Source organism: Fictibacillus iocasae (assembly GCF_042665465.1).
GTDB lineage: Bacteria > Bacillota > Bacilli > Bacillales > Fictibacillaceae > Fictibacillus > Fictibacillus iocasae.
Genome location: NZ_JBHTCP010000004.1, coordinates 1 through 15,922 on the forward strand (window position 1 = coordinate 1; position 15,922 = coordinate 15,922).

Annotated in this window: 18 protein-coding genes; 16 read left to right on the forward strand and 2 right to left on the reverse strand. The window is 44.5% G+C overall.

All coding sequences use genetic code 11. The annotated features are described in order from the left end of the window. The first annotated feature begins 385 nt into the window (after positions 1–385). Complete coding sequence (locus ACFQPF_RS02190) at positions 386–826, forward strand: DUF2663 family protein (RefSeq protein ID WP_379745867.1); 441 nt, start codon at positions 386–388, stop codon at positions 824–826. 9 nt (positions 827–835) lie between these two features. On the opposite strand, the gene ACFQPF_RS02195 is transcribed toward ACFQPF_RS02190, so the two are convergent. Next, positions 836–1,051: a hypothetical protein gene (locus tag ACFQPF_RS02195; protein ID WP_379745870.1), complete on the reverse strand. Its 216-nt coding sequence runs from the start codon at positions 1,049–1,051 to the stop codon at positions 836–838. Between the two features lie 120 nt (positions 1,052–1,171). On the opposite strand from ACFQPF_RS02195, the gene ACFQPF_RS02200 reads away from it, so the two are divergent. The 7 genes from ACFQPF_RS02200 (at position 1,172) to ACFQPF_RS02230 (ending at position 8,134) form a co-directional block, all read left to right on the forward strand. After that, positions 1,172–1,804, forward strand: coding sequence for a CBS domain-containing protein (locus ACFQPF_RS02200; RefSeq protein ID WP_379745873.1), 633 nt, complete (start codon positions 1,172–1,174; stop codon positions 1,802–1,804). Positions 1,805–1,982: 178 nt separating this feature from the next. Next, positions 1,983–2,750, forward strand: coding sequence for a metallophosphoesterase (locus tag ACFQPF_RS02205; protein WP_379745876.1), 768 nt, complete (start codon positions 1,983–1,985; stop codon positions 2,748–2,750). A 58-nt stretch (positions 2,751–2,808) separates the two neighbouring features. Beyond that, a complete protein-coding gene (locus ACFQPF_RS02210) occupies positions 2,809–3,720 on the forward strand; it encodes a MerR family transcriptional regulator (RefSeq protein WP_379745879.1) in 912 nt (303 codons plus the stop codon). Between the two features lie 94 nt (positions 3,721–3,814). Beyond that, a complete protein-coding gene (locus ACFQPF_RS02215; RefSeq protein ID WP_379745882.1) occupies positions 3,815–4,405 on the forward strand; it encodes a genetic competence negative regulator in 591 nt (196 codons plus the stop codon). A 172-nt stretch (positions 4,406–4,577) separates the two neighbouring features. Further along, positions 4,578–5,501 carry a D-alanine--D-alanine ligase family protein gene (locus ACFQPF_RS02220; RefSeq protein WP_379745885.1) on the forward strand — a complete coding sequence of 308 codons (924 nt, stop codon included), beginning with the start codon at positions 4,578–4,580 and terminating at the stop codon, positions 5,499–5,501. A gap of 214 nt (positions 5,502–5,715) precedes the next feature. Beyond that, on the forward strand, positions 5,716–7,020 hold the full coding sequence (locus ACFQPF_RS02225; protein ID WP_379745888.1) for a Glu/Leu/Phe/Val family dehydrogenase: 1,305 nt from the start codon (positions 5,716–5,718) through the stop codon (positions 7,018–7,020). Between the two features lie 127 nt (positions 7,021–7,147). After that, entirely contained in the window at positions 7,148–8,134 is a 987-nt protein-coding gene (locus ACFQPF_RS02230) for a YpdA family putative bacillithiol disulfide reductase (RefSeq protein WP_379746494.1), read from the forward strand. 77 nt (positions 8,135–8,211) lie between these two features. Here the strand turns inward: ACFQPF_RS02230 and ACFQPF_RS02235 are convergent, their stop codons facing one another. Next, positions 8,212–9,180, reverse strand: coding sequence for an asparaginase (locus tag ACFQPF_RS02235; protein ID WP_379745891.1), 969 nt, complete (start codon positions 9,178–9,180; stop codon positions 8,212–8,214). Between the two features lie 83 nt (positions 9,181–9,263). Here ACFQPF_RS02235 and prsW point away from each other — a divergent pair, with 83 nt between their 5' ends. From prsW to rpsA, 8 genes are all read left to right on the forward strand, one after another. Continuing rightward, positions 9,264–9,932: a glutamic-type intramembrane protease PrsW gene (gene prsW, locus ACFQPF_RS02240; RefSeq protein WP_379745894.1), complete on the forward strand. Its 669-nt coding sequence runs from the start codon at positions 9,264–9,266 to the stop codon at positions 9,930–9,932. A gap of 173 nt (positions 9,933–10,105) precedes the next feature. Next, a complete protein-coding gene (gene sleB, locus ACFQPF_RS02245) occupies positions 10,106–10,909 on the forward strand; it encodes a spore cortex-lytic enzyme (RefSeq protein ID WP_379746497.1) in 804 nt (267 codons plus the stop codon). An 18-nt stretch (positions 10,910–10,927) separates the two neighbouring features. Next, complete coding sequence (gene ypeB, locus ACFQPF_RS02250) at positions 10,928–12,277, forward strand: germination protein YpeB (RefSeq protein WP_379745897.1); 1,350 nt, start codon at positions 10,928–10,930, stop codon at positions 12,275–12,277. 100 nt (positions 12,278–12,377) lie between these two features. After that, positions 12,378–13,034 (forward strand): flagellar brake protein, encoded by a 657-nt coding sequence (locus ACFQPF_RS02255; RefSeq protein ID WP_379745900.1) that lies wholly within the window; start codon positions 12,378–12,380, stop codon positions 13,032–13,034. A 62-nt stretch (positions 13,035–13,096) separates the two neighbouring features. Next, positions 13,097–13,276, forward strand: a complete 180-nt coding sequence (locus ACFQPF_RS02260; protein ID WP_379745903.1) for a DUF5359 family protein — start codon at positions 13,097–13,099, stop codon at positions 13,274–13,276. Between the two features lie 174 nt (positions 13,277–13,450). After that, the gene (gene cmk, locus ACFQPF_RS02265; RefSeq protein WP_379745906.1) at positions 13,451–14,125 is read left to right on the forward strand and encodes a (d)CMP kinase; all 675 of its coding nucleotides are present in this window, start codon (positions 13,451–13,453) and stop codon (positions 14,123–14,125) included. A 1-nt stretch (position 14,126) separates the two neighbouring features. Continuing rightward, on the forward strand, positions 14,127–14,708 hold the full coding sequence (locus ACFQPF_RS02270) for a lysophospholipid acyltransferase family protein (RefSeq protein WP_379745909.1): 582 nt from the start codon (positions 14,127–14,129) through the stop codon (positions 14,706–14,708). Positions 14,709–14,772: 64 nt separating this feature from the next. After that, entirely contained in the window at positions 14,773–15,909 is a 1,137-nt protein-coding gene (rpsA, locus tag ACFQPF_RS02275; protein ID WP_379745912.1) for a 30S ribosomal protein S1, read from the forward strand. The last annotated feature ends 13 nt before the right edge of the window (positions 15,910–15,922 follow it).

Sequence of the window (15,922 nt, forward strand, 5' to 3'; positions counted from 1 at the left end):
AAAAGGCATTCTTTAGATGGGTGGATTGGAGCAGAAGGGTGCGAGACTCCTGCGGGACGAGTGGGACAGGTGAGACCCTTCAATGGCGCGTGCGACGAAGGGGCTCACCGCCCGCCCCGCGGAAAGCGAGTACCCTGGAGCGGAGATCCACCCATCCGCTTTCAAAGGACTTTTTCAGTGTCCTCCGGTCTCCGGGGTGTTATTTTTATTTCACTTACTCATCATGTTTGAATTATCGGCGAAGCCAAAAGATTAGGATGAAGAATAGTGTCAGCTAAGGATGACTGAATGGATCCATGTCAGCCATGTTTTCTTCACGAATTTTCACTATAGAAGTAATCATCCATTACTATCCTGCATAACTTTTCAACAGGAGGTCATGTGTATGGATTATTTAGAAGATTACAGAAACATGGTTCCCGATGCGACGAAACAGATGCTCACTGTACTGATTCAAAAAAAAGCAGAGAAAGAAAAATGGAAAAGCCTATTGAATCAATGGGGTTTTTCGTTCATGTTTATTCTCGTCCTCTTTTGGGTGTACGCCTCTTTTACAATAGCTGACCTGACAGGGCAAGAGGGAGCAGGACGATTACTTTCCGACCCAGTTGTGTGGATATGCGGCTTGTTTTGTATGCTCTCAGGCTTTCAGCTTATGAGACTGAGAAAAAAGCATGGAAAAGCAGATGATGAATATGAATCAGCGCGCAGAGATTTTATTGATCGGAACGAAGAATGGTGGAGTGAAAGAGAGCAGTGGGATAACCGGCACCTTGTACTAGAGTTCATGAAGAACGAATACAACATTAATGTCATCAACAAATAACGGCTAATATCAGGAGCAGGGACATCCGAAAAATAAATAATCATCACGGTTATGGGCGGAGTCATTGATCACAACGGTGGTTTCACACATATAGCGGATACGGCCGAATGCGACCGTTTCATGTTTAACGGGGCAGTATACTTCTACTGGAAGACCAAGGTTCATGCTGTATGATAATTCTTGGCAAGTGATGAGAGATTTATTGAACAGTTTTGAAAGGGTCATGGTGTTTTCCTCTCCAATCTTAAAAGTAGCTGGTAAATGTATCATATGTGAAATTTACAATTTTTTCAACCTATCTTTTTAAATATTCAAATAATTTTATTGTGTAAGGGTGTGGACAGTATGTTTGTGAGAAGTGTCATGATCCCATTGCGCAAGACGATATCTGTAACGGAAAGTAAAACGGCTAAAGAAGTGCTTTCTCTGCTTGAAAAGCATAATATTGATGGAGTTCCGGTAATAACGGATGGTCGATATGCCGGCATTGTCACGAGGTACAAGATTTATGAAGCACAATTTGCCAGCGGCATGTCGGCAGAGGACTTCCTTGAGTATATGAAGGCCGGCGACATGGCACACTGGCTGCTTGATACGGTGACAGAAGATGCGGTCTTTGAACAAACGCTCCTGCTTGTCAAAGACCGGCCACTCATCGCGGTTACTGGACAAAAAGGGGAATTACTTGGCATCATCACACGTTCAGATATCCTCGAACAGTTCCAAAGTGCATTTGGGATGAAGGCTAAAGGTGTTCGGATCAGCTTTACCTCTGTAGAAACGGAAGGAAGAATTGCCAGGCTTTCAGAAATTACGCGTCAGTTTCATGAAAACATTATTTCGCTTGCTACTTTTGATGAAAGCGATAAACTAGTAAGAAGGATCGTGATGAAGGTCGAAAAGAAGCAAAGCATGGATAAGTTCCTAAAGAAGCTTGAGCAGTCCGGATTCAGGATTCTCAGCATACATGAGGACTGAAGCCTTCCTTTCATGAGGAAGGCTTTCTTCACACGATATAAAAATATTACCTTTTTGCAACGAAGAATATTGGACGCATGAAGAAGTAACGTCATCCTATACGTGCACCTAAGGCTGACGCGCCAGGCTTTGCGTCAGCTCATTTTTCTTCATACAGCCTGAATAAAGGAGCGGTACGATGTTAGGGATGATTGCAGCGGCGGCAAGTGCCGTGCTGATCGGATGGATGATTTATGAGGCACACTCTAGCAGGGTTATAGAAAAAACCATTGTGCTCGATACACTCCCGCAGACGTTCGACGGAAAGAAAATCTTTTTTGTTTCCGATATTCACAGAAGGAAGATCAGCTCAATGTTTAATGAAGCATTAAAGCAGTCCGACTGGATATTCATAGGAGGGGACTTGCTCGAACGAGGTGTTCCTAAGAAGAGAGTACAGGAAAACATAAGGATGTTAAGGCAGTTTGGCAGTGTTTATTTTGTGTTTGGAAATAATGATTATGATATGAGGAAAGAGGAGCTGCTTAGCCTTTTAGAACAAGAACAAGTGGTGGTCCTTGAAAATCGTACGGTCAAAGAAACCATTGGGGGCCACTCTATTTATTTTGCCGGAGTGGATGATCTTGCGGAAGGAACTCCAAACCTAAACGCTGCATGTATCCCTAGTAAAGAGGAGTGTACAATCTTAATGGTGCATAATCCCGATTTCGTGAATCACATGGATCAAAGCCAGCTATCCAAGCTTTCCCTCATCTTATCCGGTCACACGCACGGCGGCCAGATTAGAATCGGGCCGTTCGGTATCCGGCAAAAGGGAGGATGGTATAATGTGTCCGGTGTTCCGTTATTGATCAGCAACGGATATGGAGCGACTCATCTCCCTCTGCGCCTTTGTGCTAAGTCGCAGAGCCACCTGATCATGTTAAAGGCGAAAAGTTTACACTGAGGTACACATTCGTTATACTCATTTTAAACAGATATAATCGGTTGGGGGAACGTAAAGGATGGCATCGGAAGGAAAATACAATATAAAAGCAGTCTCAAAATTGCTTGGCATACAGGCAGGCACACTGAGAGCGTGGGAAAGAAGATATGCCATAGTCCAGCCGAAACGCAATGAAGCAGGGCACCGTCTTTATACAGATGAACAGATTTATATCCTTAAATGGCTGATCAACAAGGTGAACAAAGGTTTTACGATCAGCCAGGCGGTCGATCTCGCTCAAAGCGGCGAGCTTTATAAAGAGCCTGCATTGTCACAGTCAGATGCAGAAGACCAAGCATCAAGGCTGTCTGAAGAGATTTTAAATGCACTCTTAACATTTCAAGAGAAAAAAGCGCAGGATTTGCTCAGCCAAGCATTCAGCATGTATACGATCGAAAAGGTGGTCATTGACATTCTCGGTTCTCTTCTCGTGAAGATCGGACACTTGTGGGAAGAAAAGAAAATCACCGTGGCTCACGAACATTATGCGAGTTCTTATATTCGCGTAAAAATTGGACAAATACTTCACAGCTTTTCAGTCGATCCTTATCTTCCTAGAGTGATGGCTTTTTGCGGTCCTGGTGAGCAGCATGAACTCGGCCTATTAATTTTCACTTTATATTTGCGCAGAAGGGGATTTGAAGTCATCTATCTCGGGCAAAACATACCGGAACGCGATCTGGAAGAAGTGATCATGCAGGCTGGGCCAAAGTTTGTTTTTGTTTCGTGTACGATCGAACAGTATGTTCATAAAACGATGAATTGGCTGCTGTCCCTAGAAAAAAAGTTTCCTGAGTCTGTTTTTGGCGCTGGAGGATCGGCGCTGCATATGATGGACGATGAGTTGAAAACTGACTTTTTGCACATGATAGTAGGAAGCACGAGACAAGACTGGGATGAGTGGATTGAGTCTAACATGAGAAAAAGCTGACACAGCTCGCAGCACCCCATTCACCATCTTCATTTGTCGAACATATATTGTAATAAGATAATGATATGGATTGTATCGTAAGGGGGAACACTAGATGCGGGTAGAAAGGCTAACCTATAACAAAATTAAAATCTTCCTGACGTTTGACGATCTGAATGAGCGCGGCATTTCGAAAGAGGAGATTTGGCAGGACATTCCAAAGGTTCATCAGCTGTTCCGCGATATGATGACAGAGGCAGATGATGAGGTCGGCTTTAAAGCGGATGGTCCGATCGCCGTCGAAGTCTTTTCCCTTCCCGCTCAAGGAATGGTAGTCATTGTCACAAAAGGCGTCAATGAATATGAGATTGAAGAAGACTACGATGAAGATTACATTGAAATGCAAGTTACCCTTGATGAGAGCGACGAAGTGTTTTATGAATTCTTGAGCTTTGAAGATGTCATCTCGCTTGGCAGGCGTTTATCAGGAGCAGGATTAGCCGGAGGAACGCTTTTCTCTTACAATGACCGTTTTTACTTGAAATTTGAAGAAGATGAAGTGACCGGTGTAGAATATGATATGCTGATTGCCCTATTGGCCGAGTTTGGCTGTTCATCCACGATCACCAGCTACAGAGTCATGGAGTATGGCAAGAAATTGATGGCGAATGACGCCATCAAACAAATTGTACATTTTTTTAAATAAAAAGCTGCTGAGCATTTAGCAGTTTTTTTATTTGTGGGAGGCAATGTTGAAGTATTCATTAAAATAGTAGTGGCATTGTCGTAAAAATGGTATCATAATGATATTTTAAATGTACCCAATCATTTAAGAAAGAATATACTATTTTTACATACTTGGGCTAGGAGTGAAATATATGAAAGTGGCAGTATTATATGGAGGAGTATCAGCGGAAAGAGAAGTCTCTCTCTCTACTGGCAAGCAAATTATCGCAGCTCTTGAGCAAAAAGGGCATCAAGTAACAGGCATGGATTTTCATCCTTCAAGACTTGGCAGCCTGCTTGAATTAGATGCAGATATGGTATTCCTAGGTCTTCATGGCCGTTTTGGTGAAGACGGTCGTCTTCAAGGATTCCTCGATATGCTCGGAGTACCGTATGTCGGGTCAGGAGCACTTGCTTCTGGCATCGCTATGGATAAGGCAAAATCGAAAATGTTCTTTAAAGAAAAAAATATTCGCATCGCAAAAGAGGTAGTGCTTGATAAAAAGCTGTACAGCGAAGATCAGGCGGACCTTCCTTTTGGGTTTCCAGCTGTTGTAAAGCCTAACCGTGAAGGTTCAACGATCGGCTTAACGATCGCGCAGAATCAAAGTGAGCTTCTTCAAGGCATAAATGAAGCGTTCAAACATGATGAGACGGTCCTAGTAGAAGAGTTTATCGCAGGAACAGAGGTTACGGTAGCCGTAATAGGTGAAAAAGGACACGTGCAGGCACTCCCTGTTGTCGAGATTGTTCCTAAAAACAAGTATTACGACTATGAATCCAAATACGCAGAAGGCGGAAGTGTTCATTATGTACCGGCTCGAGTCAGTGATGAGGTGACAGCACTTCTGCAAAAACAGGCAGTGCTTGCTCATGAGTCTCTTGGCTGTGAGGTGTATTCGCGCGTCGATTTCATTGTACCGAATGATGGAAGCGATCCGGTCATTCTTGAGGTGAACACGCTGCCTGGCATGACACCGACAAGTCTTTTCCCTGATGCGGCAAGAGAGATCGGTTTAGACTATCCAGATATGATTGAAACACTCCTCTCTTTATCCTTAAAAAAATATCTTTAGGCATAAAGGCTGTTTCCCCGGTTCAGCACAAGGAGGAACAGCCTTTATTTATTGAATACACCACTCTTCATATGAGCCAATAGTTGCAAGAAAGAGCAAAAAAAGAAGAAAGCGTTTTCTTTTTTCGGGATTTTTTTCATATTTTATCTTCTCATGCTATAACGAAAAGTGTATACTGTGTACGATGATTGACTAAACTTTAGAGGTGACATTCATGGGAGGTAAACAAATGACAGCCCAAAATTCAGCAGACCAAACTTCCGAAAACGAAGAACAGCAAGAACACAACAACGTGCTCACAGCCACACAATCCGTCATAGGGGAAGCGCTGGACAAGCTTGGCTATTCCGACGAAGTGTATGAGCTGTTAAAAGAGCCTATTCGCATGTTAACGGTTCGCATTCCAGTGAAAATGGATGATGGCAGCACAAAGATTTTTACAGGCTATCGTTCACAGCACAACGATGCGGTTGGTCCTACTAAGGGCGGAGTTCGTTTCCATCCGAGCGTGACAGAAACAGAAGTGAAAGCTTTATCCATCTGGATGAGCTTAAAAGCAGGCATCGTTGACCTGCCATACGGCGGCGGAAAAGGCGGGATCATCTGTGATCCAAGAACGATGTCCTTCCGAGAACTAGAGCGCCTGAGCCGCGGCTATGTCCGTGCCATCAGCCAGCTCGTAGGGCCGACTAAAGATATTCCGGCACCTGATGTATTCACGAACTCGCAGATCATGGCTTGGATGATGGATGAATACAGCCGGATCCGTGAATTTGACTCTCCTGGGTTTATCACGGGGAAACCGCTTGTACTCGGCGGATCACATGGGCGAGAAACAGCGACAGCCAAAGGGGTGACCATCTGCATCCGAGAAGCAGCGGCTAAACGAGGCTTTGACTTGCAAGGTGCACGTGTCGTTGTTCAAGGGTTTGGAAATGCAGGAAGCTTCCTGGCGAAATTCATGCACGATGCTGGGGCAAAGATTATCGGAATTTCTGATGCCTATGGTGCGCTTCATGACCCTGAAGGCCTCGATATCGACTATTTACTAGAGCGTCGAGACAGCTTTGGCACAGTGACTAAGCTATTCAAAGATACGATTACAAACAAAGAACTGCTTGAGCTGGATTGTGATATACTCGTTCCTGCAGCCATTGAAAACCAGATAACAGAAAAGAACGCTCACAACATTAAAGCGTCTATTGTCGTAGAAGCAGCTAACGGTCCGACGACCTTGGAAGCAACGAAAATCCTCACAGAAAGAGGCGTGCTTCTTGTTCCGGACGTATTGGCGAGCGCAGGTGGTGTTACGGTATCCTACTTTGAGTGGGTTCAGAACAATCAAGGCTATTATTGGACAGAAGAAGAGGTTGAAGCCAAGCTGGAGCAGGTTATGGTGAAATCTTTTGAAACCGTCTACACGACTGCGATGAACCGCAAAGTAAACATGCGCCTTGCTGCTTATATGGTCGGTGTCCGTAAAATGGCAGAAGCTTCCCGCTTTAGAGGCTGGGTATAATTTTTTGCAAAGTGAAATCTCCTATCATATAATGATGGGAGATTTTTTTCTCTTTGGTAAGAATAAGGAGTAACATGTATGAAGCCGCCCTGGCAGATTAAAAGTCAAGGGCATAACGGAGTGAGCAATCATGAATACCGATGTAATTATAATAGGCGGCGGACCATGCGGCCTTGCAGCAGGACTTTCCCTGAAAAAAGCAGGAATACAGGCCACAATCATTGAGAAAGGCAACATCGCACATACGATCTACCGCTATCCCACACATCAAACCTTTTTTAGTTCTGCCGACAAGCTGGAGATCGGAGGCTATCCGTTCGTCCATGAGGAACGCAAACCGCGAAAAATTCATGCTCTAACGTATTACCGTGAAGTTGTAAAAAGGAGCGGCTTATCTATTGCAAGCTATGAGACAGCGGTTAATATTGACCGCTCTGAAAGCGGATTTAACGTCACGTCTAAGAAATCAGACGGCAGCATCATAGAATACACATGTCGTGCTGTTGTCCTTGCCACAGGTTATTATGATCATCCAAACATGATGAATGTCCCAGGAGAGGACTTGCCGCATGTTTTCCATTATTTTAAAGAAGGTCACCCGTTTTTTGATAAAGATATCGCTGTTATTGGAGGGAAAAATTCTGCGATTGACACTGCCCTTGAGCTGCAAAAGTGCGGTGCAAGACCGCATGTTTTTTACCGTGGTTCGGCATACAGCCCGAGCATCAAGCCATGGGTGCTGCCGGACTTTGAAGCATGTGTGAAGAACGGTCAGATCAACATGTCCTTTAACAGTGAAGTGATCGAGATACGTAAAGACGGCATCCTGGTCAGTGTGAACGGAACCGAGAAATTCTTTTCATGTGAGTATTGTTTCGCCATGACAGGCTACCATCCTGATCATACCTTCTTGAAAAAGGCGGGTGTCAAATTCGATCAAGACACAGGAAGACCAGTCTATCATCCTGAAACGATGGAAACGAGCGTACACAATGTATTTATTGCCGGAGTGATCGCGGCCGGAAACAACGCGAACGAGATCTTTATTGAAAACGGACGCTTTCATGGAGACAGCATAAGCGCATGCTTGCAAGATAGATGGAACAGAACGTAAAAAAGAGAGGCTGCCTGCCAGATGATTTTCTAGCAAAGGCGGGCTCTCTTTTTATTGTTCGCTAGGGTAATATCTTCTTATTGATCAAAAAGCTCCTGCAGTCTATGGCGGTTTTCAGTGAGTTCGAGAGCGACCATCAATTTCAGCCGTGCTTTTTGCCCGTTCAAGCCGTTTGAGAAAATAAGACCCGCTTCTTTTAATTTTTTCCCTCCGCCATCATATGAATAAATATCCTGTACGATTCCATTAAAGCAGCGGGAAACCAATACGACGGGTTTGCCCTCTGTTATCAGCTGTACTAGGGCTGGTACGGTAGCTGGCGGCAGGTTTCCTTGTCCGAGTGCTTCAATGACGATTCCGTCCATGCCTGAAGCGGCATTTTTGATCAATATGCCGTCCATCCCCGCGAATGCTTTTAGCAGCAGCACTTTTTTCGTAAGGCGTGTGACGGTGTGCACGGCGCTTTTCACGGGTGTATGGTGAAAGAAGACACCTCGCTTTGTCACGATGCCGATGGGCCCATACTGCGGACTCTGAAACGTAGCGATGTTGCTTGTATGTGTTTTTGTCACGTTTTTCGCTGTATGAATTTCTTCGTTAAAAACAACAAGGACACCTTTTCCAGCAGACTCGCTGCTTGACGCCACTTTTACAGAGGAGATCAGATTATAAGGACCATCAGATCCGTGTTCATTGCTCGACCTCATCGCCCCTGTTACAATGACCGGTACAGTTGTCTGCAAGACAAGATCGAGAAGGAATGCTGTTTCCTCTAGCGTGTCCGTTCCGTGCGTGACGACGATACCGTCATAGGTGTCCTGCTTCAGCTTGTTCTCGATAAAGCAGCTAAGGCGGAGCATATGTTCAGGTGTCACGTGCGGTGAAGGCACGTTCAAAAAGTTTTCTGATGTGATGTCCGCTAATCCAGCAAGCTCAGGCAGCTCTCGTTCGAGCGGGTGGCGGTTCTGTGTGTTGACACTGCCAGTTTCTTTATCTTCTGCCATAGCAATCGTGCCGCCAGTATGTATAAGCAATATTTTCTTCAATGGTAACGTTCCTCCCAACAAGTGTTTCCTAATCTTAAGTTATCATGTTACGATAAGGAAAAACAATGGAAAGAAGGGGAAACATGCTGGCGGTGATTTCTGCGGCAGTGGCTCCTGCTATTGCGTTATTGTCCTTTATCTATCTAAAAGATAAATATGAAACGGAGCCATTGTCCATGGTCGTGCGAGTGTACATCTTCGGGGTGCTTCTCGTATTTCCGGTTATGGTCCTTCAATATGGCTTTCAAGAAGAGCTTCATGTATCGGGGTTTGTGAAGGCCTTTTTTGTGAGCGGCCTGTTAGAAGAATTCTTAAAATGGTTTATTGTTTATTATTCAGCTTATATGCATGCTGAGTTTAACGAGCCTTATGATGGCATCGTGTATGCCTCTGCCCTGTCATTGGGGTTTGCTTCGTTAGAAAACGTGTTTTATTTGTCAACGTACGGAATAGATGAAGCGTTCTGGAGAGCTCTTCTTCCTGTCAGCGGACACGCGCTGTTTGGTGTCATAATGGGGTATTACTTGGGCCGTGGCAAGTTCGCGAGCGGAAGAAGGCAGAAGTATCTTTTGCTGGCGTCCCTTTTACTTCCTGCCCTTTTGCACGGCTTATACAACTACATCCTCATTCGGGCTGAGGAAAACATGTATTTTGCCATCATACCTTTTATGATGTTCTTATGGTGGCTCGGACTTAGAAAAGTAAAACTCGCCAACGAGAGAAGAGTGGCATACCTGTCACGCCACCAATAAAAAGCACTTCCTTCCCAAGGAAGTGCTTTTTATATTTCGTTTCCTTTTCTTGCATAAAATGACGAGCATTACAAAAGATACAATTATAAATGAGATTTGAGAAAAACTTACAGGAGGCAGCGCAGCATATGAGAAATTATTGGAAGTACATAAAGTACTCTGCGGCAGCAATTATGCTATGTGCAGGCATTTTATCGGTAAGCGAGAAAGACCAGGCTCATGCCTTTTCACCGCAAGTTATTCAAAAAGGAGCGACAGGTGACGATGTGATCGAGCTTCAGTCCCGATTACAGCATCTTGGCTTTTATACAGGTCCGATCGACGGAGTATTTGGCTGGAGAACATACTGGGCACTTCGAAACTTTCAGTATGAGTTCGGACTGCCGATCGACGGCCTTGGCGGTAAAGAAACAAAGTACAAGCTTGTGAAAGCCTCGAAATACGATAAGAAATGGGTAGAAAAGCAAATACAATCAGGCAATAAGTTTTCAACTTATGGCGGTGTGGCAAAGGATAAGCAGGTCAAGCCGCAAAAAGGCGGAGCTAAAAAGAAGGGCACAGCCAAAGTAAACAAAAAAGCAAGAAAAGAGATCAAACCTGCTAAGAACATTCCAGATGGCTATTCACAGAATGATATTAACCTCATGTCGAACGCTGTTTATGGAGAAGCACGAGGTGAACCGTATATCGGCCAGGTGGCTGTTGCAGCGGTTATTATTAACAGGGTAGAAAACTCGGCGTTTCCAAACACAGTTTCGGGTGTGATCTTTGAGCCGGGCGCGTTCACAGCGGTAGCAGACGGCCAGATCTATCTCACACCAAACAAAAAAGCGAGAAAAGCGGTCATGGATGCTCTAAACGGCTGGGATCCGACAGGAGAAGCACTGTATTATTTCAACCCTGATACAGCGACAAGCAACTGGATCTGGGGCAGACCGCAAATTAAAAAAATCGGAAAACACATATTTACGAATTAAAAAAGAGGTGAAGAACAGATGATTCGTACAGTACTGCTCGTCCTTCTGCTTATAGCAGTCGCAGGAACAGGTTATTGGGGCTATACAGAAAAACAGGAAAAAGACGCGATTTCAGTTCACGCAGAAAATAACTACCAAAGAGCTTTTCATGATTTGAACTTTCATATTGATGCGCTTCACGACAAAATTGGAGAAACGCTTGCCATGAGCTCACAAAAGCAGCTATCACCTGCTCTCGCGCAAGTATGGAGGCTGACAAGCGAGGCCCATAACGATGTCGGACAGCTTCCGCTCGCCTTAATGCCGTTTTCCAAAACAGAAGAATTTCTGTCTAAAATCGGTGAGTTCAGCTACCGTGTTGCTGTAAGAGACCTAGAGAAAAACCCGCTCACTCCTGAGGAAACGAAGACGTTAAAAACGCTTTACAGCAACGCGAATGATATTCAAAACGAGCTGCGCAGAACAGAAGCGATCGCCCAGAAAAACGATCTTCGCTGGATGGATGTCGAGATGGCGCTGGCTGATAATAAAAACCCGAAAGATAACACGATCATCGACGGCTTTAAAACGGTCGATAAATCGATGCAAGGCTATTCGGATGTGAACTTTGGTCCGGAAGTGAGCAACCGCGTGAAGATGGAGGGCCGTGATCTTCGCCATTTGAAAGGGAAGAACCTGACAAAGGAAGAAGCAAAGCAAAAAGCAATCGACTTCTTTGATCTAAAAAAGAACACCAAGATCACGGTAAAGGAAAGCGGAAAGGGCGCTAAATATAAAGCGTATTCGCTTACCATCTACAACCCTGATACAAAAGGGACGACCTATATGGATCTGACGAAAAAAGGCGGTTATCCGCTTTGGGTATTGTATGATCGGGAAGTGAGACAGGCGAAGATTTCCTTGAACGAAGCGATGATGCAAGCCGAGACCTTTTTAAAAGACCATATGCATGGACCGATGGAGGTCACTTCGAGCAATCAATACGACAATATCGGTGTTTTCACCTATGCTCGCGTTCAAAATGGCATTCGCATCTATCCCGAGATCGTAACGCTTAAAGTGGCTCTTGATAACGGAGACATCATGGGTTATGAAGGGATGGAATTCCTTCTGTCACACCGTGACAGAGAGAAGCCAGCGTTTAAATTAACTGAAGAGCAGGCAAGAAAAACGCTAAGCCCTCAATTTAAAGTGATGGAAAAGCATAAAGCGCTGATTCGAAACGATATCAATGAAGAAGTGTATTGCTATGAATTTATCGGCACGCTTGGTAATGAAACGTATCAGATCTTCGTGGATGCAAATAACGGCGATGAAGAAATGGTGAAAAAATTAAAAGAAGCTGAGCCGGATTATTCGGCGATGTAGCAAAAAAAAGGAAAAGCAAAAAAATTGCTTTTCCTTTTTTTGCGTTCATGTATAGTTAATAATAGAATATGAAAAATTGACCATTACTGGAGGACTTTGCATGATAGCCGTAGGAAATACCCTTTACCTTGAATCCACAACCCCCGAAAAGCCGGGAAAATACCGCTGCAAGGTAATGGATATTTTAGAAGAATCGATCGCGGTTGATTATCCGATCAATGAAAAAACAAACAGAACAGAATTTTTTGGAAACGGCACGGAGTTTGCAGCTTCGTTCGTGGGATCAGACAAGAATGTATATCAGTTTCATTCTGAACTCATCGGCAGGAAAGTGGAAAATATTCCTCTCATGGTAATGAGCTGGCCGGGCGAAGGCTCTGTTGTTAAAATTCAACGCAGAGAGTATGTCAGAGTTGAAGTGCTTCTGAACGTAAGCATCCTTAAAAACGAGGAACAGTTAGATCCATTTACATCCACTGCCCTTGATATAAGTGGTGGAGGTATGTTGTTATCTCTGCCTGAACAACATGGACTGCAGGAAAACATGGACATTTCCTGCCGATTGCAGCTTCCTATGCAATCAGGAGAAGTAAAGTCGGTCGAAATCCCATGCAAGGTGATACGGTTGATGCCTGGCATTCAGCAGGGAAAAGAGCGAGCTTCTGTCATGTACGTCAATATTACGGATCATGACCAAAGTGTAATCATGCGGTATTGCTTCGAACAGCAGCTTCTCGCTAGAAGAAAAGACGGCTAAACGCAGAAGAATGCATAAAAAAAGGATTCGTGTGGAAAGATGTGTCAAAAAGGAGAGTGCACATGAAGACCATAGACCATATGCTTGTTCAGCTCGCCGCAGTTCATTTGATTTTGCTTCTTCTTGCACAGTGCCTCAACCAATCGGAGGAATTCAGGAGGCTCACAAGCAAAAGTGTGCAATATGAGGGAGTGATTAAAGAGGCAGTGCCCGAAACGCTTGAAACGATAGACCGAAAATAATCGGTTATGGTATATTGTTAAGGAATACAATGCTTATAACAGACAAAAAAGCAGGCGCATTATTCCTGCTTTTCTTTTTATGATGTGCGGATTTATTAGCGCAGCTGTCAAGCGAGCATGATCATCATCTTGCAGCTGACAGAGAAGAAAAGAGGCATTGAAGCAGGAGGAAACATGAATAATTCAATCAGAATCGCAATCGATGGGCCAGCAGGAGCTGGGAAAAGCACGGTTGCCAAGCAGGTCGCTGACCGCCTATCGTACATTTATATTGATACGGGAGCGATGTACAGAGCCGTTACATTAAAGGCAATTCAAGAAGGACTCGATCTCCATGACGGGCCTGCGCTCAAGCGTATGCTCGATGAAACGGTGATTGAGCTAGTCAAGCATGAGGAAGGACAAGCGGTTATATTGGATGGTAAGGATGTATCTGAAGAAATCCGAACGTACGAAGTGACCAATAACGTCTCGTTTGTTGCCAGACTTGCAGAAGTCCGCCTTGATCTTGTAAGACGGCAGCAGCTGTTAGCAGAAAAAGGTGGTGTCGTGATGGACGGACGCGACATTGGCACCCATGTACTGCCTAATGCCGAGCTGAAGGTGTTTCTTATCGCTTCTGCCGATGAGAGAGCTCGTAGAAGGTACGAAGAAAACAACCGAAAAGGTTTTGAAACGAACCTAGAACAGCTCAAACAAGAAATACTGCTCCGGGACAAGCGGGACTCGGAACGGGCGGTTGCCCCTTTAAAAAAGGCAGATGATGCCATTGAACTCGATACCACATCTATGACGATACAAGATGTGGTCACTAGAATTCTTGAATTAGCAGGTGAAAGGGCCGATTAACATGAACCTCTACGGTTTTGGAAAAACACTTTGCCGCACTTTGCTCAACGGACTTTATCATGTCGAAATCATTCATGCAGAAAAAATGCCGGCAGACGGCGGTGTCCTGCTATGCGCCAACCATATCCATAATTTTGACCCGCCGCTCGTTGGAGTCGCATCGAATAGAGAAGTTCATTTCATGGCAAAGGCAGAAATATTTCATGTGCCGGTGCTGAAAAGTTTATTGCCGAAACTTAACGCGTTTCCTGTAAAAAGAGGCATGAGCGACAAGTCCGCATTAAAAACCGGGCTGCAGATTTTGAGATCAGGCAAGGTTCTTGGTCTATTTCCAGAAGGGACGAGGAGCAAGTCTGGAGAAACGGGCGAGGGGCTGGCAGGAGCCGGTTTCTTCGCGCTTAAATCTGATGCGGCAGTCGTTCCGTGTGCAATTATCGGCGAGTACAAGTTTCGCCGCAAAGTAAAAATTGTCTTCGGAGATCCTGTTCCATTTGAAGCATTGAGAGAGAAAAAAGCTTCCGCACAAGAGGCAACTTCTCTTATAATGGAACATATTAAACGTTTAAAATCAGAACACGCTTAATTTCTCATTACTTATTTTCCTTTTGGAAGATTAACATAAATGAAATTTAAGGAGGACTGTGAAAATGACAGAAGAAATGAATTTATCACATGCGGAATTGGTGAAGGCGGGCGACATCACTGAAGGTACCGTCATTAAAGTAGAAGACAAATATGTGCTTGTCGATATAGGGTCCAAACAAGATGCTCATTTGCCGATCAATGAAATCTCGAGTCTTTACCTTGAAAGAGCGGGTGAAGTGCTGTCAGAAGGGGATAAAATCACTGTAAAAGTCCTTTCACATACAGAGGACAGCCTGCTTGTTTCAAAAAAAGCGGTCGATACTGACAAGTCGTGGGACGAGCTAGAAAAAAAGTTGGAGACAGGCGAAGCATTTGATGTCACGGTACACGAGGCAGTTAAGGGCGGACTTGTCGCTGATATCGGTGTGCGCGGATTCATACCCGCATCAATGGTGGAAAAACGATTCGTTGAGGACCTCAGCACTTACAAAGGAAAAACGTTGAGCGTTAAAGTGGTTGAAATAGACCGTGAGAAGAACCGTGTCATTTTATCTCATCGTGCAGCAGCGGAAGAGGTTGAAGGCTTAAAGAAGCGAGAGCTGCTCGAAAAGCTTGTTCCTGGTCAAGTGATCGAAGGAACTGTGCAAAGGCTCACGGACTTTGGCGCTTTTGTTGATGTGGGAGGCGTAGACGGGCTCGTCCATATTTCTCAGCTTTCTCATAAGCGCGTTGAAACACCTTCTGACATATTATCAGAAGGAGAAAAGGTTAAAGTAAAGGTGCTTAGTGTAGACCGTGACAATGACCGAATCTCATTATCGATTAAAGAAACACAGGAAGGTCCGTTCGAGACAGCAGCCGAGCAGCTAAAAGCAGGAGCTCTCGTTGATGGCACAGTAAAGAGGCTGGCTACTTTCGGTGCTTTTGTTGAAGTGGCGCCTGGAGTAGAAGGTCTTGTTCATATTTCTGAGATCAGCACACGCCACATCGGCACCCCTTCTGAAGTGTTAAAAGAAGGACAGACAGTCACAGTCAAAGTGCTTGATGTGAACAAGAACGAGAAAAGAATCTCGTTGAGCATCAAAGCTGTTCAGGATGAAAAAGAGAAAGAAAACATGAAGCAGAACCTTCCAAAAGAAGAAAAAGGCTTCTCACTTGCAGATATGATCGGCGACAAGCTGAAAGAATTTAAGTCATAAACTTTTTTAAGCA